This window comes from Staphylococcus pettenkoferi (assembly GCF_002902685.1).
In the GTDB taxonomy this organism is placed as follows: domain Bacteria; phylum Bacillota; class Bacilli; order Staphylococcales; family Staphylococcaceae; genus Staphylococcus; species Staphylococcus pettenkoferi.
The window spans coordinates 1-19,773 of sequence record NZ_PPRN01000002.1 but is presented as its reverse complement, the minus strand read 5'-3'; the positions used below and the strand labels follow the sequence as shown (position 1 = coordinate 19,773).

14 protein-coding genes, 1 pseudogene and 1 other annotated feature are annotated in these 19,773 nt (G+C 41.2%); of the genes and pseudogenes, 8 read left to right on the top strand and 7 right to left on the bottom strand.

Features of this window, described 5'->3' with window-relative positions; translation table 11 throughout:
- Positions 1-5: 5 nt before the first annotated feature.
- Entirely contained in the window at positions 6-206 is a 201-nt protein-coding gene (locus tag CD126_RS00455) for a DUF951 domain-containing protein (protein WP_002472788.1), read from the bottom strand.
- A 33-nt stretch (positions 207-239) separates the two neighbouring features.
- Complete coding sequence (locus tag CD126_RS00450; RefSeq protein WP_049405379.1) at positions 240-1,115, bottom strand: mechanosensitive ion channel family protein; 876 nt, start codon at positions 1,113-1,115, stop codon at positions 240-242.
- Positions 1,116-1,475: 360 nt separating this feature from the next.
- Between CD126_RS00450 and CD126_RS00445 the strand changes: the two genes are divergently transcribed.
- Both CD126_RS00445 and CD126_RS00440 read left to right on the top strand, forming a co-directional pair.
- Positions 1,476-1,916: a LytTR family DNA-binding domain-containing protein gene (locus CD126_RS00445; protein WP_049405381.1), complete on the top strand. Its 441-nt coding sequence runs from the start codon at positions 1,476-1,478 to the stop codon at positions 1,914-1,916.
- Entirely contained in the window at positions 1,913-2,368 is a 456-nt protein-coding gene (locus CD126_RS00440) for a DUF3021 domain-containing protein (protein ID WP_049405383.1), read from the top strand. The genes CD126_RS00445 and CD126_RS00440 overlap by 4 nt, the downstream gene beginning before the upstream one ends.
- A 109-nt stretch (positions 2,369-2,477) precedes the next feature.
- Here CD126_RS00440 and CD126_RS00435 read toward each other — a convergent pair whose 3' ends face one another.
- Positions 2,478-3,311 (bottom strand): ParB/RepB/Spo0J family partition protein, encoded by an 834-nt coding sequence (locus tag CD126_RS00435; protein ID WP_411912618.1) that lies wholly within the window; start codon positions 3,309-3,311, stop codon positions 2,478-2,480.
- A 186-nt stretch (positions 3,312-3,497) separates the two neighbouring features.
- Positions 3,498-3,868, top strand: a binding site (T-box leader).
- A 68-nt stretch (positions 3,869-3,936) separates the two neighbouring features.
- Here CD126_RS00435 and CD126_RS00430 point away from each other — a divergent pair.
- The 6 genes and pseudogenes from CD126_RS00430 to CD126_RS00405 all read left to right on the top strand — a co-directional run bounded on the left by CD126_RS00430 (position 3,937) and on the right by CD126_RS00405 (position 13,528).
- A complete protein-coding gene (locus CD126_RS00430) occupies positions 3,937-5,040 on the top strand; it encodes a PLP-dependent transferase (RefSeq protein ID WP_103369871.1) in 1,104 nt (367 codons plus the stop codon).
- A pseudogene (gene metC, locus CD126_RS00425) lies at positions 5,037-6,172 on the top strand (cystathionine beta-lyase MetC). Before CD126_RS00430 ends, metC begins: the two are co-directional and overlap by 4 nt.
- Positions 6,165-8,006 (top strand): bifunctional homocysteine S-methyltransferase/methylenetetrahydrofolate reductase, encoded by a 1,842-nt coding sequence (locus tag CD126_RS00420; protein WP_049405390.1) that lies wholly within the window; start codon positions 6,165-6,167, stop codon positions 8,004-8,006. Before metC ends, CD126_RS00420 begins: the two are co-directional and overlap by 8 nt.
- Positions 8,000-10,246, top strand: a complete 2,247-nt coding sequence (gene metE / locus CD126_RS00415; protein WP_103369870.1) for a 5-methyltetrahydropteroyltriglutamate--homocysteine S-methyltransferase — start codon at positions 8,000-8,002, stop codon at positions 10,244-10,246. Before CD126_RS00420 ends, metE begins: the two co-directional genes overlap by 7 nt.
- Before the next feature lie 153 nt (positions 10,247-10,399).
- Positions 10,400-11,140, top strand: coding sequence for a cyclase family protein (locus tag CD126_RS00410; RefSeq protein WP_049405392.1), 741 nt, complete (start codon positions 10,400-10,402; stop codon positions 11,138-11,140).
- Between the two features lie 276 nt (positions 11,141-11,416).
- Positions 11,417-13,528 (top strand): diflavin oxidoreductase, encoded by a 2,112-nt coding sequence (locus tag CD126_RS00405; protein WP_049405393.1) that lies wholly within the window; start codon positions 11,417-11,419, stop codon positions 13,526-13,528.
- Between the two features lie 744 nt (positions 13,529-14,272).
- Here the strand turns inward: CD126_RS00405 and CD126_RS00400 are convergent.
- The 4 genes from CD126_RS00400 to CD126_RS00385 form a co-directional block, all read right to left on the bottom strand.
- Positions 14,273-15,175, bottom strand: a complete 903-nt coding sequence (locus CD126_RS00400) for a sensor histidine kinase (RefSeq protein WP_103369869.1) — start codon at positions 15,173-15,175, stop codon at positions 14,273-14,275.
- Between the two features lie 13 nt (positions 15,176-15,188).
- Positions 15,189-15,857 carry a response regulator transcription factor gene (locus CD126_RS00395; RefSeq protein ID WP_002472782.1) on the bottom strand — a complete coding sequence of 223 codons (669 nt, stop codon included), beginning with the start codon at positions 15,855-15,857 and terminating at the stop codon, positions 15,189-15,191.
- A 378-nt stretch (positions 15,858-16,235) separates the two neighbouring features.
- Positions 16,236-17,654, bottom strand: coding sequence for an MDR family MFS transporter (locus CD126_RS00390; RefSeq protein WP_103369868.1), 1,419 nt, complete (start codon positions 17,652-17,654; stop codon positions 16,236-16,238).
- A gap of 522 nt (positions 17,655-18,176) precedes the next feature.
- Positions 18,177-19,319, bottom strand: coding sequence for a globin domain-containing protein (locus CD126_RS00385; protein WP_049405399.1), 1,143 nt, complete (start codon positions 19,317-19,319; stop codon positions 18,177-18,179).
- Positions 19,320-19,773 lie beyond the last annotated feature (454 nt).

The window sequence follows — 19,773 nt, the reverse complement described above, 5'->3', positions numbered from 1 at the left end:
TCTCCTTATTCTTCAGTATCTTGATGAGATTCAAGTACTTTTTTGATTTTTTTATTAAAAGTCTGACGTGGAAGCATAATACTTCTATGACAATGTTCACATTTGATTCGGATATCTGCGCCCATTCTAATAATCTTAAAACGGTTTGTTCCACATGCATGTTGCTTCTTCATTTCTATAATATCATTTAAACCGTAGTTATTCATTAAGCTGTCACTCCTCCGAATTCGCGAGCGGAATTATTCTTTATCCGGGTCATATTGTACCATAAGCGGTTTAGGCATTTTAATCCCTTTTACTTTAAAGAAATTATAAATCTCTTTGCGTAGAATACGGCCACCTGCTGCGCCTTCTCCTGGAATCGTTTCAGCTGTAATACCGAGCACGATTTCATCACGATTGAGCGAATTGATACCGATGACAGTGGGATCAGAAACGAATAAATAGTATTTTGAACGAATCGTAATTAAATATTCGCTGAGTTGTTTTTCCACTTTATCGATATTCTCTTCTGGAGAAACCGGAATATCTATAATAGACGTGCCGTTCGTCACTGAATAGTTAGTGATTTCGCCCATACTACCATTTGGTAAGACCGTGAGCTCACCACTAATTGTGTTAATACGTGTAGAGCGTAAACCAATAGACTTCACAGTACCTTCTGCGACAGTCGTACCGCCACTATTAATCTTCACGTAATCACCGACATCGAATTGATTCTCAAAGATAATGAAGAAACCTGTGATGATGTCTTTCACAACTGTCTGAGCACCGAAACCAACAGCCAGACCTACAACACCTGCGCTGGCGATGATACCTTCGACACTAATACCAAATTTCTTCAAGATGGTCGTAATGACGATAAACCATACGACGTAACTGACGATGTTCTGCACGAGCGAAATAAGCGTCTTCGAACGTTTCTTATTTCCTTTATTACCTCTGTTCTGCAATTTAAAGAACTGCTGAATAATCTTATTTAAGATTCTGATGACAATCCATGCGACGATAAGATAGACGATAACCATAATCGCTTTAGAGGCGAAGTGTTGGTAAGTCTCAGGTTTCGTTAACGGTTCAGCGATGGACTTTAAGATGCTTAATACCTGATTCAAAGAAAGACCTCCTCTAATATCTACTCATCAGTATAAACCTTCACTCAAACTTTGCCCTCCACCTTGAGGTCGAAATGAGCGGAGATCCTGCTAACTCAATGAGTCTGACGTACGTTAGAATGTTCAAATTGGGCTTAACCCTTACTCTTAGCGTAACTTATCAAGAATTCAATATAAAATAACTCACCTGTATAGTCAATAAGTGAGTCCTATCATACTTTGACCCCCACCATATGTTAAGGGCTGTTTAAAACGACCACTTATCTCGTCTGTTCTACCAGTTGTCTAAGATGCCGCTATCAGCACTTAAGATGTGTTTTACTATACTTAACGAATGAACAAAAGAGAGGAGAGGTGAATGTGAAACTCAAACTCAATATCGGAAGTGCCCATCCCGAAGAACAGATCTCAATTGAGGGACCTGAGATGACAGAAGAGATTCAACAGCTCGTCTCGTATGTCGATGACTTAGGAAGGTTAACAGAAATCAAAGGAAGCATTGAGGGTGATATTTACTTTCTCGACATCAAGGACATTCGCTCATTTATGTCACTGAATAAAAACGTTTATGCATGCACGCGTGACACAGAATATAGGGTTACTTATCGTTTATACGAACTTGAATCTGCGCTTCCTACACAGTTCGTACGCATTTCAAAGTCTGAAATTGTGAACATCGATGCGATTTATAAGTTACAGCTTCAAGCCAACGGGTTAATTCGCATTTATTTCAATAATGTAGATTATACGCATTCATCGCGTCGTTATCTTAAATTAATTAAGGAGAGGTTGTCACTATGAGAGGAATCTTTAGAAGTAGTATGTTAGGTATCATAATCGGTCTTGCCTTGTCGCTCGTCTTTAGCTTTATCTTTGGGCACGGACACTATTATCCTCAATCACCTGTTTCCACAATGGGGCAGCTTTACTATGCACACCTTAATGAGCCTATGATTATGTTGATTTCCATCATTATTTGGGCGCTTATCGGTATCCTATTCTTTGTAGGTGGACTATTATACGAACGTGCAGAGTGGTCACTATGGAAGATTACTATCGCTCATTTCATATTGATGTTCGGTGGATTCTTCCCTTTAGCCATTTTAGCAGGATGGTTTCCACTCAAAGTCGCTCCTATTATAAGCTTTGTCATTATCTACATCGTCATTTATAGCATTATTTGGATCATTCAGTATCAGCGAAATAAAAAATCTGTCGCAGAAATCAATCGTGCTTTAAATCAAAGAAGATAACATCAATATCGCTTGTCTATGAAGGTTAGAGCAGTTTCAGAAGGCTCACTCCACTCTTACTTAGACAAGCGATTTTTCTTGTGCGCACAGCTGCAACAAGAATGCCTCATCATTCTCGGTTGAGTTGACGAATAAGACGCTTAAATTCCTCTTCTGAGGTGAATTCGAAGGTAATCTGTCCTTTCTGTTTTCGTGTCGAAATCGTCACATCCGTGCCGTAATGTTCTTTGAGCTGGCGTTCTTGTTTTTGAATAAAGCGAGGTTTCGTTTGCTTAGTCGCTTTCTGAGAGGTTTGCTTTTTAGATTCATTGTCCGCTAAATAACTTTCTAAATACCGGACGCTCCACTGTTCTTTAGACACCCGGTTGGCTAACCGCTTCATCGCTTGCGCGTCCTTAACAGCAAGCAATGTGCGTCCATGACCACCAGAAACCTCACCTTTTCTTACCATATCTGCCACTGATTTAGGCAAGTTCAACAAACGCAACATATTCGCGACATATGGCCGAGACTTACTCAAACGTTTCGCGACATCTTGTTGCGTAATATGTAGATCATCCATCAGCTTCTGATAACTTTCCGCTTCTTCCATCGCATTCAAATCTTCACGCTGTAAATTCTCAATAATCGCCAGCTCCATCATATCTGTCTCAGTCAGAGCTTTCACAATCGCTGGCATTTCAGTCAAACCAGCAAGTTGCGAAGCACGATAACGTCGCTCACCCACGACGATATAATAGCCCTGAACGCTTTCGCTTAGCACGATAGGTTGCAAGATACCATGTTGACGAATCGAATCAGCGAGATCATTTAACTTCGCTTCATCGAACGTTTTGCGTGGTTGATAAGGATTCGGTTTAATTTGCTGAATAGGTATAGATTGAACTTTCTCGTCTGCTTGTTGCGCGATACGTTGGTCGTTGGATAACGCCATGCTTTGCACTCCCTCATGTGTGATTCATTACTCTTTATTGTAAAAAATTTCTCTCTTACTAAACAAGTATTTATCCTAGATACAGCAAGACTTCTCCATCATTTTCGAATTACACCAAATCGCTATTTTCAGAAAAAGTGGTTGACAAATAAACCCCCACTCTATAAACTTAATGATAACAAGTTCACAACGCATTGAAACACAGCAATAAGGAAAGTAGAACTTACACTGCTGGCACAGAGAGTCTTCGTTTGCTGAAAGAAGATCCAGAAAGAAAGTTTGAAAATGGCCTTTGAGTGTTGATGCCAATATGAGGTGTCAACGGGTTCGCCCGTTATAGCGAGACAGTATTAACATTTGTTAAATGGCGTACTGGATTTCCACGTCCTCAACCGTGTTGATACTCATTTTGTATAGACGAAATGGGTTTTTATTTTGCACTCGGTGAGAGGTTACTTCGTTCAACCATTCGCGACTTTAACATTTAGCGTACTGGTTGAGGTTGCTTTAGCGATGAAGCAACAAATATAGGTGGTACCACGAAAAATGAAGCTTTCGTCCTTTACATCCGATTCAAATCGGGTTTAAAGGACGAAAGCTTTTTTTATTTTACTCACAAGGAGGTTGTTCACGCATGAAAGATACTGAATTCGCTCAAATCGCGCTCACTCAAGACGCGACCGGTGCAATTGCGAACCCTATTCACCTATCTACCGCCTATCAACATCCACATCTAGGTGAATCGACAGGCTACGATTATACGCGAACCAAGAATCCGACACGTTCAGCATTTGAAGAAGCGTTTGCCCGCCTTGAACAGGGTACAGCTTCTTTCGCGACATCGAGCGGTATGGCTGCGATTCAACTCATTTGTCACCTCTTTCAACCTGGTGACGAAGTGCTCGTATCCTTTGATTTATATGGCGGGACCTTTCGACTTTTCACACATTACGAAACGCATTACGACATTCATTTTACCTATGTAGATTTCACGAACTATGACGAAGTGCAACGAGCGATTACATCACAGACACGTGCATTGTTTATCGAACCGATTTCCAATCCACAGATGATTGCGATCGACCCGCAACCGTATTACGAACTCGCACAACAACATAACTTGCTCACGATTATCGACAACACATTCTTAACGCCGTATCTCTCCACACCTTTAGCAGACGGAGCAGATATCGTGCTTCACTCGGCGACGAAGTATATTGGCGGTCATAACGATGTGCTCGCAGGAGTAGTTACGGTGAAAGATGACAGTTTAGCAGAAACACTGGGGAGTTATCACAACATGATAGGCGCGACGCTCTCGCCCTTTGATAGCTATCTCCTACAACATGGCTTGAAGACCCTTCACCTACGCATGGAACGTGCAGAGTCGAACGCGCGTCGTTTAGCAGAGCGTTGCGAGGAGTTGGAAGCGATTAGCGAGGTGCTCTATAGCGGACAGACAGGTATGTTGAGTTTGCGACTGAATCCTCAATACGACGTTGGGCTATTGTTAAAAAATCTCAAAACCTGTATCTTCGCTGAAAGTTTGGGTGGCACAGAAACCTTTATCACTTTCCCTTATACCCAAACGCACGTCGATATGCCTGATGCGGAAAAGGTTAAACGCGGTATTGACGCATATTTAATTCGACTCTCGGTCGGCATTGAACATTACAACGACATTGAACGTGACATTATTCAAGCATTAAATCAAGCACAGAAAGGAGTGGTCACATGACATTATCGCCAGAAACAGAAGTCCTCTTCGATCAACAGAGAGGTCACACCTACGACTCAGCTAACCCACCGCTCTATGATTCTTCGACGTTTCACCAATCGCAATTAGGTGGGCACACGGCATTTGATTATGCACGCAGTGGCAACCCTAACCGCCAACTGTTGGAAGAGAAACTCGCGCGACTTGAAGGTGGCACACACGCCTTTGCTTTCGCTTCCGGTATCGCCGCAATTACAGCCGTCTTCTTATCTCTGAAGTCTGGAGACCATGTAATCTTGCCTGATGATGTCTATGGCGGCACCTTTCGACTGACACGTCAAATTCTGAATCGTTTTAACCTTCACTTTACTACCGTTGATACGACAGATATTAAAAATATTCAGCGTGCGATTCGACCGGAAACACGGCTACTCTATTTGGAAACACCGTCCAATCCAAAATTTAAAATTACGGACATTCGTCGTGCGGCAGAACTCGCACATCAGCATCACATCGATGTCGCTGTAGATAATACGTTTATGACACCTTTAGGTCAATCCCCGCTTCAGTTAGACGCGGATATCGTCATTCACAGCGCGACGAAATTTCTCAGCGGCCACAGTGATTTAATCGCAGGCGCCATAATCGTTAAGCGCAACGATTTAGCGGAGCAGCTTTACCTTTTACAAAACGGAACAGGAACGGCATTATCTGCTCAAGATAGCTGGACTTTGGCTAAACATTTAAAAACGTTACCCGTCCGCTACAACCAATCTGTGGCTAACGCGCACAAGGTCGTTCAATTTCTCGAACAACATCCTGCAGTGAGTGAAGTGTACTATCCCGGGCATAGCGACCTTCATCTTTCACAAGCACGCCATGGTGGCGCAGTACTCGGATTTCGACTTCAAGACGAAACACGTGCACAAGCCTTCGTCGATGCGCTCACACTTCCACTCGTTTCAGTCAGTTTAGGTGGCGTAGAAACAATCTTGTCTCACCCAGCTACGATGTCACATGCCGCGATTCCACACGACATTCGAGAGGCTAGACAAATTACATGGGGCTCTTTCGACTAAGCGTTGGTCTTGAAGATCCAACCGAGTTGATTGCCGACCTCAATCACGCATTAAAGGAGGGATGTGATGGATAACCTTTTACACAAACTACAGACCCAAGTCCTCGTCGGTGATGGCGCAATGGGCACGATTCTCTTCACAGAAGGATTGGATACCTGCCCAGAAGCTTACAACCTCACTCATCCAGAGAAGATCGAAGCGATTCACCGTTCGTACATTGAAGCTGGGGCGGACGTCATCCAAACCAACACGTACGGCGCCAACTTTGAGAAGTTGAAAGCATTTGGCTTGGAGCACAAAGTGAAACACATCCATCAAGCTGCAGTAGCGATTGCTCAACGTGCAGCTCAACCTGAGACAATCATTCTCGGTACGGTCGGAGGCTTCCGCAGCGTAACGCAAGAAGATTTGAGTTTGTCGACGATTCTCTATCATACCGAGCTACAAATCGAGACCTTAATCCAATCTGATGTCGACGCGCTACTCTTTGAAACGTACTACGACTTAGAGGAACTCACCGCTGTCATCAAGCTCGCCCGAGAGATGACCGACCGTCCGATTATCGCGCAACTCACCGCTTCGAACACGCACTATCTGAAGGACAGCACAGAGATTAACCGAGCAATTCAGCACGTCGTCAAATGTGGTGCGAATATCGTGGGGCTCAACTGTCACCACGGCCCACATCACATGCAGCAGTCTTTCTCACATATCGACCTGCCACAAGACGCTTATCTCTCGTGTTATCCGAACGCGAGTCTGCTCGATATTGAGAACCAAGAAATACGTTATAGCGATAATGCTGCTTATTTCGGTAAAATGGCTCAAAAACTCATCAACGAAGGCGTCCGGCTTATTGGAGGATGTTGTGGCACGACACCTGAACATGTGCGCTATATCAAGCAAGCAGTTAAAGATTTGTCGCCGGTGACACGTAAAAATGTCATCCCGATTAAGAAGCGTGAACGCAATCAACCGACAGCGACACGTAAGAAGAATCTGACGTCCATCGTCAAACAACGCCCGTCGATTATCGTCGAATTAGACACACCGAAGCACTTGGATACGTCCACTTTCTTCGACAACGTCCAACAACTCGACCAACTAGGTATCGACGCCCTTACTTTAGCCGACAATTCGCTCGCCACTGTGCGTATAAGTAACATTGCAGCGGCAAGCATTATCAAACAGCAATACAACTTAGAACCTTTAGTGCACATCACCTGTCGAGACCGCAATTTAATTGGCTTACAGTCTCATCTTCTCGGTCTATCTTTACTCGATATCACCGAAATATTAGCGATTACCGGCGATCCTGCACGCATCGGAAATTTACCCGGTGCTACCAACGTGTATGATGTGAATTCGAGAGGGCTCACTGAGATGGCCCTGCGTTTTAACCAAGGCATCAATACAGACGGTGCAGAGTTGAAACAACGTACGCATTTTAACATCGCTGGCGCCTTTGATCCTAACGTCCGTCGCTTAGACCACGCAGTTAAAAGGGCGGAACAGAAGATCAAGCACGGAACACATTACTTTATTACGCAACCCGTCTACAGCAGTGACAAGATTCAAGAAATCTATGAAGCTACAAAACATTTAGAAACGCCGTTTTATATCGGTATCATGCCGATAACGAGCTACAACAATGCGTTATTTTTACACAATGAAGTCCCAGGTATCACACTCTCCGACGACATCTTGGAGCAGTTTGAAGCGGTAAAAGATGACGCAGCAAAGACGAAAGCACTGAGTCTCAAACTCTCGAAAGCATTGATTGAGACTGTCCATCGCTACTTCAATGGCCTATATCTCATCACACCATTTCAACGCGTGGACTTGACCATTGAACTCGCACAGTATTCACAAACGATCACTTCAACGAAACAGGAGGCATTATTATGACAATTACAACATCAAATTTAGGATTTCCAAGACTAGGTAGAAAGAGAGAATGGAAGAAAGGCATTGAAAGTTACTGGGCACACCGCATTACACTCGAGGAACTGCACGAACAGCTCAACGCGTTACACAAGGAGAACCTCTTACTGCAGAAGCACTATCATCTCGACAGCATTCCCGTAGGAGACTTCTCACTCTATGATCACGTGTTAGATACATCTCTACTCTTCAACATTATTCCTGAACGTTTCCAAGGTCGCCCTGTCGATACAGATTTACTCTTCGACATCGCACGTGGTAATAAAGAACACGTCGCAAGTGCTTTGATTAAGTGGTTTAACACGAACTACCACTACATCGTTCCAGAGTGGGACAACGTCGAGCCACAAGTGACGCACAATACATTACTCGAGCGGTATGAATTTGCGCAATCTCTTAACGTCGAGGCGCATCCTGTGATTCTCGGTCCTATTACCTTTGTCGCATTATCGAAAGGTGGTGCGCAGTCATTTGAAGAGAAAGTGGAAACGTTACTTCCGTTATACCGACAAGTATTAACAGAACTCGTTGAAGCAGGTGCGCCTTACATTCAAATCGATGAACCTATTCTCGTGACAGACGATAGTGCCAAATATGAAACGATAACGCAACGTGCATATGATGAATTTGCTGAAGCAGGGTTAGGCGACAAGCTCGTCATTCAAACGTACTTTGAACGCGCAAACATCGAATTTCTGAACACCTTACCTGTGAAAGGTTATGGTTTAGACTTTGTGCACGACCATGGTTACAACTTAGCGCAAATTCAGTCTGGTTATCTCGGTAAAGAGAAAGCGATTTATGCTGGAATTATTGACGGTCGCAACGTGTGGGCTGCAGATTTAGAGGATAAAAAGCACTTGATTGAGACGTTGTTAGACTATACAGACGAACTCGTGATTCAGCCGTCATCTTCCCTTTTACACGTGCCTGTATCACTCGATGATGAACAGCTCGAAGAAGATATCGCAGAAGGTTTAAGCTTTGCGACGGAGAAACTCGATGAACTAGACGCATTAAAACGCCTCTTCAACGATAACGACGCGGACAAGTTCAACACATTACAAGCACGTTATGAACCCTTTAACCAACAAGACTTCAAAAACGCAGAGTACGATTTCGATGCTGTACGCACGGCGCGCCAATCGCCATTTGAGACACGCCGCGTCGCACAACAAGAACACTTACAGTTGCCGGATTTACCTACAACTACGATTGGCTCATTCCCTCAATCCACTGAGGTGCGTAAACAACGGGCGGATTGGAAGAATCAGCGCATTTCCGACGCAGAATATCGTACGTTCTTAGAACAAGAAATCGCGCGCTGGATTCGCATTCAAGAAGATATCGGACTCGACGTCTTCGTCCACGGTGAGTTCGAACGTAACGACATGGTGGAATACTTCGGTGAGCGTCTTCAAGGCTTCCTCGTAACGAAATACGGTTGGGTGCAATCTTACGGATCTCGTGCTGTGAAACCACCTATCATCTATGGTGATGTGAAATGGACAGAACCGATTACGGTAGCTGAAACGAAGTATGCGCAAAGTCTCACTACTCACCCGGTCAAAGGTATGTTAACAGGACCTGTGACTATCTTGAACTGGTCATTTGAACGCGTAGACATTCCTCGTTCACGCGTACAAGATCAAATTGCGCTCGCGATTAATGAGGAAGTGCTCGCATTGGAAGAAGCGGGTATACGTATTATACAAGTCGATGAACCTGCTTTGCGTGAAGGTTTACCGCTCCGTTCTGAATATCATGAAGATTACTTACAGAAAGCCGTTCATTCCTTCCGTTTAGCGACATCATCAGTGGCAGATGCGACACAAATTCATACGCATATGTGCTATTCTCAATTTGGACAAATTATTCATGCTATTCGTGAGCTAGATGCAGACGTGATTTCTATTGAAACGTCACGTAGTCATGGTGATTTGATCAAAGACTTTGAAGATATTACGTATGATTTAGGAATTGGACTTGGCGTATATGACATTCATAGTCCACGTATTCCTAAAGAAAGTGAAATTACGACAGCGATTACGCGTGCTTTACAGAATATTGACCGTTCATTGTTCTGGGTGAACCCGGACTGTGGCTTGAAGACACGTAAAGAAGAAGAAGTGAAAGAAGCCTTGAGTGTGCTAGTAGAGGCAGTACGTCATTTACGTGAAGATAATTTAGAGAAGACGTCTTGATTGAGATGGAATGAATCCGCTCTTCAAGGTTGATGAGGATTTATGATAGTTAAAATGTTTCATGAATCCTCACGATCTTCATATTCAACGATTAGATAAGAAATACCCTATCAGTCATTATTTACGCATTTTAATAAAGGAAAGGTGATACACATGAGCTATCCACTATGGAAACAACTTGAACAACTGAAGTCGGCCACGTGGGTCGATTTAACCCACACCTTTGACGAGGAGATTCCACGCTTCAGTGACTTTGAAAAGGCAGAAGTGTCGACGCTATTTACTGTGCCAGAACATGGTTTCTTCGTACAACGTTGGAATATCGTCACTCAGTACGGTACACATATTGATGCGCCTATTCATTTCGTCGAGAATAAGCGCTATTTAAACGACCTTGATTTAAAGGAACTCGTCTTGCCGCTCATCGTGTTAGATTACGCTAAAGAGGCACAAGAGGATGCTGATTTCGTGCTCACGCGTGACCATTTACTCGAATGGGAGTCTAAACATGGTGCAATCGAAAGTGGCACGTTCGTAGCTTTACGCACAGATTGGTCTAAACGTTGGCCGGATACTGAAGCGTTTGAGAATAAAGATGAGGATGGCAACCAGCACTTGCCTGGTTGGGGACTCGATGCGTTGAAGTTCCTACTTGAAGAACGTGGTGTTAAAGCAATCGGCCATGAAACGTTTGATACTGACGCTTCTGTCGACACTGCTCGCAATGGCGATATCGTTGGTGAGCGCTATGTACTCGGTCAAGATACATTCCAAGTCGAACTGTTAACGAACTTAGATCAACTCCCTACGCGTGGAGCTATTATTTACACGATTAGTCCGAAGCCGAAAGATGCGCCAGGCTTCCCAGTCCGCGCCTTTGCGATTAAAGAATAGTATACGAGATGAGGCTTAAACGTGCGTATAGCAATCGCGTCTAAGCCTTTCTCTATGATGTGGGTTAGAATGAGTGGGTTTGCATTTTATAAAAATGAGCTAGTTTGGCTAAGCGTAAAGACTTCTCAACGACACTTCAACTCCTTTTAACCTAACCAACTCAATCACTAAATCATGTATACTGATAGTACATATAACGAATTACAATCGAACGCGAACGAATTAGTTTAACCCACTCAATCATAGGATTACAATAGCAATGAGAGGTGATATGGATTGCAACTCAATTCAACGAATAGTCCCTTTAGTGAAGAACAACTTACACTTTTAAATAAAATATTACCTACACTCACGCCAGAACAGGAGAATTGGTTAAGTGGCTATCTCTTGAGCCAGTCCGAGAAAGCGCAAGTGGAAGAGGACCATGCAGCGCAACAACAAGCACAAACTGAGACGGCCAACGACACGCGTGCGGATTCAAACGAGAATGCGAAGGAAGAGGTAGCAGAAGCGAGCGAAGGCGCAAGTGAGCGTCATAGCTCACTTTCAGAGCGACCTGAGAAGATTACCATCCTCTTCGGTACAGAAACAGGGAACGCAGAGTGTGTAGCCGAGGACTTTGAAGAGAAATTACAAGCCCATGACTTTAATACTGAACTCTATGAGATGGACGAGTTCACTACGGAAGACCTCCCGCAGACTTCCCCCTTATTCGTCATCTGTTCTACGCAAGGTGTGGGCGAACCACCAATCAATGCGTTGGACACTTACGAATACTTGCACGGCGATGATGCACCAAGCATGGAAGCTGTGGACTTTGCGGTGCTCGCACTAGGTGACCAGGACTTCGATAATTTCTGTCAGGCAGGTAAAGATTTCGACCACATTCTTGGAGAGTTAGGCGGTAACCGCATCGCTCCTCGTGTGGATTGCGATTTCGACTTTGAAGAAACGGCAGAACAGTGGATGGATAAAATGCTTGAAGTACTCAATGCGATTAATCCTGTAGATAGCGATAAGACAGCTACTGATGCGGATTCTGCTGATAAAACTGATGAGAATGTTGCGGACGAGTCTTCTGACAATGAAATTGCTGGGAAATCAAAGGCGTCGGCCACAACTGATGCGACGGCTAATGACAAAAATGAAGCGGCTTCAACCAACACAGCAAATGAGGCTGTACATGACCCCAATGGTTCAGCTTGTGTCATCACTCAAGCGCCAGAAGATTCGGTGACACGTGGCGATGTCGCCACACCGTCTGAACAATATACGAAAGCTAATCCATTCCAGTCCACAGTGCTCAAGAATGAAGTATTAACACAACCTGAATCTAACAAGGAAGTACACCATTTAGAGTTGCAAATCGACGGGAATCAAACTCAATACGAACCTGGCGATATCTTAACTATCATTCCAGCCAACAATCCTGAACTCGTAGATGCCTTGATTACACAACTCGGTTGGGAACAAGATGTAGAAGTACCAGTAAATCACGAAGGTGAAACGGCTACGCTTAGAGAAGCCTTGATTTATCATTTCGAAATTACGAAATTAACACCGACCTTGTTGACGACTGCCGGAGATATATTTGATAACGCAGATTTATCTGAGCACTTACTAGATGACGGTTGGGCGAAATCCTACGCATATGGCAGAGATTTAATCGACTTACTCACGGATTATCCGCCTCAACAATTGCAACCTGAGATGTTGCAACAATTGTTACGTAAACTTCCACCACGTGAGTATTCTATTTCAAGTAGTAATCAGAAGACGCCAAATGAAGTTCATATTACAGTGAGTGCAGTGCGTTATGAAGCCCATGGTCGCTCTAGAGAAGGTGTTTGTTCAGTACAAATTGCCGATCGCTTACAACCTGGCAATCACATTCCAATTTATTTCCGTAAAAACCCGAACTTCAAATTCCCATTTGAAGATGACACGCCGATTATTATGATTGGTGCGGGTACAGGAATTGCACCTTATCGTGCTTATTTACAAGAAGCACAAGAACGACAGTTGAAAAAAGATAGTTGGTTGATCTTTGGCAATCAATACAAAGCAACAGATTATCTTTATGAGGAAGAATTAGAAAGTTGGCGCGAACAGGGTTATTTAAGTAAGTTAGATTTAGCCTTTTCACGTGATACAGACGAGAAAGTTTATGTTCAACATCGTTTATTAGAGAATAGCGAAACGATTTATAATTGGATTATTAACGGCGCAGCACTCTTCGTTTGTGGCGATAAAGATCAAATGGCTACAGGCGTGCATGATGCATTGATTGAGGTATTACAGAAAGAAGGTCATTTCTCTGAGAAAGATGCCGAGAAATATGTCACGCAAATGCGTAAAGAACAACGTTATCAACGTGATGTGTATTGATTTAATGGTGAAAAATGAGACAGGTAAATAAGATAGATCAGAATAGGAATCACTCTACAAGTTCGGTCGCTTGTGGGGTGATTTTTTTGACGTAAAGTTGGAAATTAGGAAGTCGAAGTCAGTAAAATTGTATGATTATAGTTGGTGTTTGAGATCGTTAAAATTTTAATGACAATTACAAGTATTCTTGTCCAACACCATTTATCTTATTTTAACCATTCAAATTTTAACTCATTTAGTAAAACCTATTACATTATTTAAGTAGTATGCAATTGAAATATAAAAATAGTATAAAATTGACTATAGCTGAAATCACAAAAATGTTATATGATAAGAGTGTCCAAAGGAGGAGGCCTTAAATAAAAGTCAGAATTTTTGAGTGAGTACAAACTTTACCTTTTCTAAATTAAATGAAATAGGGTTAAGTTTATGAGATTCGAATGATTATCGTTATTAGCTATTATAAAAATTTGAAACTTACGCTTTAGTGATTAGAAATTCTTTGTACATTTATTTTATAAATCTGTTTTGACATTACATTATTAATGATATTATTAAGTGAAAGTTTAAATTTAAGACTAATGGTTAAACACACTTCTAAGATGCAGGAATCAATCTCTAACAATCAAAAATCTCTGAACAATGAGCTCAACTTGCTCCTTTGTACTCACAAAATAACATAAATCTTTTGTCTAGCGACTATACTTCTCTCTCTTTCTTATAAGTGTAGTCGCTTCTTTCTTGTTATCCTCTTTCTTTGCCGTGCTGTGGAAATTGAATAGTAAATCGTGCACCCTCACCTAGTTCAGATTCTACCTCTACAGAGTGATTCAAGTGCTTGGAAATCCGCTTCACAATAAACAATCCAATTCCACTTGATTTTTCATGTAAACGGCCATTGTATCCTGAATAACCTTGGTCAAAGATTTTCGGCAAATCTGCACGACTAATCCCAATGCCATTGTCTCTTATTTCAAGTTTCTGTTCATTCTCATTATAATTAATCCAAATATCTTGTCCTCGCGCGTATTTTAAAGCGTTATTCAAGAGTTGTTCAATCATAATAGAACACCAACGTGCATCAGTAATTACTTTAGCAGTCGATTTCTCATAGTGGATCTTCGTTTGATTCTCTATAAATTGAATTGAATATTTCTTAATAAGCGGTCGAATCAACTCATCAATCGTGACAGGTGCGAGCACCATATCCGTATTATGATTCAATAATTTCAAATAGCTTAGCGCCAAGTTGGAATAGTTGTCAATTTGAAGTATTTCTTGTCTCAGTTGATTCACCATGCCCTCTTCGTTTCTAGCGAGCAGAAGTTTAGATGCAGTAATCGGCGTCTTCATCTGATGCACCCACGTCAGAAAGTAAGCTTCTACTTCCTTCTTATATTCAATTTGTTCATTTCGTACATTATGCAGACTTTGCTCTAACTTTTCTACTTGTTCCTCAAGACGCTGATGCTTTTGATAGCTGATATAACGATAAAATGCATAAATAGCGAAGACAAAGACGATAATCGCTAAGGCTAACAATAACGGCGTCATAGGTAATGAAAAGACAAAGAATATGAATAAGAATAACACTAATATGAGTAAAATAATCAGTGCTTCATTACTGATGGTTTTTAAGAAATTCATTCTCTTTCACCTCTTAATTTACCCGATAGCCTACATTTTTCTTCGTTTCAATAAAATGAGGTAAGCCGATATTTTGTAGTTTCTTGCGAATGCGAGTCATATTGACTGCCAGTGTATTATCGTCGATAAAATGTTCAGATTCCCAACATTTTTCAATTAAATCTGTCTTACTTACATACTTTCCTTCATTTTGAAATAATGACTGCATAATTTGTAGCTCAGTAAAGGATAATTTCTCAGATTGTCCTTGATAGCTTAACTTCGCTTCATCTATCAGTAGCTGACAGTTCTGCACTTCAAGACGATTGTGGTCTACTGTGAAGTTGTACGTGCGTCGCATCAGAGCTTGAATCTTAGCTATCGTTAATGACATATCAAACGGTTTCTCAATAAAATCATCGCCGCCCATTTGAATTGCCATAATTTGATCCATATTGTCCGTACGCGAGCTAATAAAGATAATGGGCACGTTAGAGTGACGTCGTATTTCTTGGCACCAATGGAAACCGTTGAATGACGGTAATTTAATATCTAATAAGATGAGATGCGGATTACTCTGTTCAAATTCTTCCATAATCGCACTGAAATCTCGTGCAATATCAACCTCGTAGTGCCATTTATTGAGTTCAGCTTGTAAACTTTCTGCGATAACCAAATCATCTTCAATGATTAATATCTTCATGAGATAGACTCCTTTGATCTCGACTTTTCATCATAATTCTTAATTCATATGATACACGTTCAATTCTCTTTTCGCTATGATGAGCCATAGTAGTAATGCTTGGTAGAAATACTATTCATCACTGAATGTATTATCTTTTCACCAACACATAATCTTAGGATTACTAGAAAGTTCAATTTAATACTTAAGTATTATTATTAATGGCTTTAAATCTAAGTAGCATCTTCAAAGCATACCCATTATCTTTCAATATTAAAAAGCCGCTCCAACGTGATGTTGCTGGAGCGACTTTTCTTCACTTCAATTATTGAATTTAATGAGCTTCAAGATGCTCAATTTTCCACTTTTATACTGCGGGCAGACTTCCCTCACTTGCCATTAATTGGCATATTTGCGACGTGTGCGTTTTCCATCGTCATTCTCATCTTTTAACTTAAATGACATTAAGAAAGCAATACCTGCTAAGACGACTGAGGCAAGGAAGGACATGTTAACACCGTGGATAACGCCGTCCATACCACGTGATGGATCAGCACCGACTGACATAATCGTAATAAAGACAGCTGTACCGATCGCACCAGCCATTTGTCTGAAGGTGTTGTTCATCGCTGTACCGTGTGGGATGAGTTCATTTGGTAATTGGTTGATAGATAGTGTAGTCATCGGCATCATAACCATTGCGATAGAAACCATTCGAACTGCATTCATTGTTGCAAGATAAGTGAAGCTTGTATGACTATCTAAGTTAATAAACGCCATACTTGAAGCGAATAAGATAAATAGTCCAACTCTTGCTAGCCATTTTCCACCAAACTTATCAAACATATAACCTGTGAGCGGGTTCATCGCACCCATAATCACGGCACCTGGTAAAAGAGCGAGACCGGATTCAAGCGCACTGAACTGTAACATATTCTGCATATAAAGTGGCAGGATGACGTTCGTTGAAATCATGACACCAAACACAATCATACTCATGATGGTACCTAGTGTGAAGATACTATGTTGAAAGACGCGGAATTCCAACATTGGTTGTTTGAGCTTGAGCTGACGTGTGATGAAGATGTAAAGCGCAACCACGCCGACAATAAGCGGTAGGATAAATTGGACGCTGAGCCAACCTGCGCCACTAACACTACTGAAGCTATATAACAAGCCTCCGAAACCGAGTGTAGATAACACAACTGAGAGTTTGTCGAGTTTCGGATGTTTCAACTCAGTCACGTTACGTAATAAGAAATATGCTGTGATAATGTTGATCACTGCGATTGGTAAGATAATGTAGAAGATACTTCTCCATGTGAGATGTTCGACAAGAATACCTGATAATGTCGGACCGATCGCTGGCGCAAAGGCGATGATTAAACCAAATAAGCCCATCGCTGTTCCGCGTTTATCTTTAGGGAACAACATAAAGAGTAACGTTTGCATGAGTGGCATCATGATACCTGCACCAGCCGCTTGTAAGATACGACCGATCAGTATCGTTGTAAATTCAGGTGCCACTGCACAGAAGACCGTACCTACCGCAAAGATGGCCATTGCTGATAGGAAGAGTTGTCTTGATGTGAAACGCTCAATTAAGAACGCTGTGACCGGGATCATAATACCGTTGACGAGCATGAAGATAGATTGTAGCCATTGGGCCGTGTTCTCATCTACCTTTAAATCTTTCATGATTGGCGGGAGTGCTGTACCGAGAAGCGTTTGGTTTAAGATTGTGATAAACGCCCCTAAAAGTAAGACGATAAACAATGGGATGTTCTGTTTCATACTTGAAGTTGAATTGTCCGCCACATATAACCCTTCTTTCTTCTTGACTTTTTCTCGAAGCGAAGCTAAGACGCTCAATCATTTTTGTTAGACCTGTTCATTTAGGTAAGGTTGTATACGTAGACGTCTTAGCGCTTAATATATCTGTTTTTCTTTCTTATCTAGTAAAAACCAACTTTTTCATTCTACGCGTTTACCATAAACTTATGCAATTTTTATGTTTATGGTTTGTTTTACACTTTTAGTTCACGCCTACTTCTTGATATACAGATGCTATATTATACCCTAAGAAGTTGATATATAAATATATGATGACGAACACGAATCGATTCCACAAGATATATGCTTTATAAAACATTTTCACTCTCAATAAGGTATTTTTCCTATATCAACCGCTTCATTATTCATAAAAAAGAGAAGAATGAGTAACCCTAACGATTGCTCATTCTTCTCGTATATCTCATAATCGAGATTCTTATTTAATTTCAGCACTTTCACTGATAATGCCAAGTGTGCTCAATGAACTTGAGCGTTTAAAATATGCGATTAAACTTCAACACTTAAACGTGGAACGAATACTTCGTAGTGTACTTTAGACATGTCGTATTCAAGTTCTTTAAGAGCTTCCATAATTGAGTTTAAGAATGAAGTACCACCACAAATGTAGATTTCTGGGCTTTCAGATAGATATTGAGTTAATTCATCTTTTTCTAAATAGCCTTCAGAATCTTTAAGATGTAGGTGTAAGTTTGCGTTATCACGTTGTGTGATTTCTTCAATCATTTCTTTGAATGGAACTTGATCTTCAGAAGGTGCAACTTGAATCATTTGAGATTGACTACCTTCTTTAGATGCAGCATCAAACATAGAAACAAGTGGTGTGATACCGACACCAGAACCGATGAAGAGTTGTGGTTGTTCTAAGTTATTGAGTAAGAATCCACCTACAGGCGCTGATAAGTTGATTGTGTCGCCTTCAGATAACTCATCGTGTAAGATTGTAGAAACTTCACCTTCGTGACCATCAACAACGTCGCGACGTACACCGAATGTAAGGTGATGTTCGTCACCGCTCACGATTGAGTAGTGACGTTTAGCGCGGTAAGGAAGTTTGTCGCTTGTTACGTCAACAGTGATATATTGACCAGGTTTATATTGGCTTAAATCATAGTCATTTGTTTCAACAGTAAATGCTTTGATGTCTGGTGTTTCTTGAGTAATTTTAGTAATCTTGAATGGTTTGAAGCCCATCCACATCATTTCGTCATAAACTTCTTTTTCAAGTTTGATAAATACATCTGCAATTTCGCCGTAAGCTTTCGCCCAAGTTTGAATTACTGGGTCGTCTTCAGAAAGTCCTGTTACATCTTGGATTGCAGCGAGTAAGTTCTCACCAACAATTGGATAATGTTCAGGATAAACTTGAAGTGCACAGTGTTTGTATGCAACAGGCATGATCGCTGGAGCAATTGCACCTAAGTTCTCGATGTTCATCGCTGCAGCTAATACTGCTTGAGCAAGTGCAGTTGATTGCATACCTTTTTTCTGGTTAGTTTGGTTAAACATATTGAGAAGTTCTGGATGGTTGTTGAACATTTTAGGGTAAAATATTGAAGTGATTTCAGTCCCTTTATCTTGTAATAATGGTACTGTATCTTTAATTGTTTGAATTTCTGATTCAGTTAACATATTAAGTTCCCTCCACTTATTAACTTTGTACTTTCATTATCTGCCTAACTTCGTTCAATTACAATTATAAGATATTATTTATTGCGATAAATTTATATCTTCTTGAATATTATGTGAACGCTTTAAATATAGGGCAATCCCTATTGTTTAATATAGTAATTTTTCTTACTTTTATAGGGATTTCCCTAATTTTCAATTGAAGAAAAAATATCTTATATGTTCTATTTACCCTTGAATGTTTAATTGGAGGTTAACAATGATGTTGAAAGTTCCGGTTTCTCTTCTCTTTTCTTTTATTATACAAAAGAGACTAGAACAACATTAAAAATATCTAATTTTCAATGTTATAACTCTCGCTTGCTTATGGGACCACACTCAACTAATTCTTTTCGCTCAAAGAGCTCGAAGAATGGATTTTCGTTGTGGTCTAGATCCATCAAGCGTCTCGAGTACA

Excerpts from the sequence above, each read along its gene's own strand:
- CD126_RS00420 (WP_049405390.1), top strand. The coding sequence starts at position 6,165 with ATGGATAACCTTTTACACAAACTACAGACCCAAGTCCTCGTCGGTGAT.
- CD126_RS00400 (WP_103369869.1), bottom strand. The coding sequence starts at position 15,175 with ATGAATTTCTTAAAAACCATCAGTAATGAAGCACTGATTATTTTACTC.
- CD126_RS00455 (WP_002472788.1), bottom strand. The coding sequence starts at position 206 with ATGAATAACTACGGTTTAAATGATATTATAGAAATGAAGAAGCAACAT.
- CD126_RS00385 (WP_049405399.1), bottom strand. The coding sequence starts at position 19,319 with ATGTTAACTGAATCAGAAATTCAAACAATTAAAGATACAGTACCATTA.
- CD126_RS00410 (WP_049405392.1), top strand. The coding sequence starts at position 10,400 with ATGAGCTATCCACTATGGAAACAACTTGAACAACTGAAGTCGGCCACG.
- CD126_RS00430 (WP_103369871.1), top strand. The coding sequence starts at position 3,937 with ATGAAAGATACTGAATTCGCTCAAATCGCGCTCACTCAAGACGCGACC.
- CD126_RS00440 (WP_049405383.1), top strand. The coding sequence starts at position 1,913 with ATGAGAGGAATCTTTAGAAGTAGTATGTTAGGTATCATAATCGGTCTT.
- CD126_RS00395 (WP_002472782.1), bottom strand. The coding sequence starts at position 15,857 with ATGAAGATATTAATCATTGAAGATGATTTGGTTATCGCAGAAAGTTTA.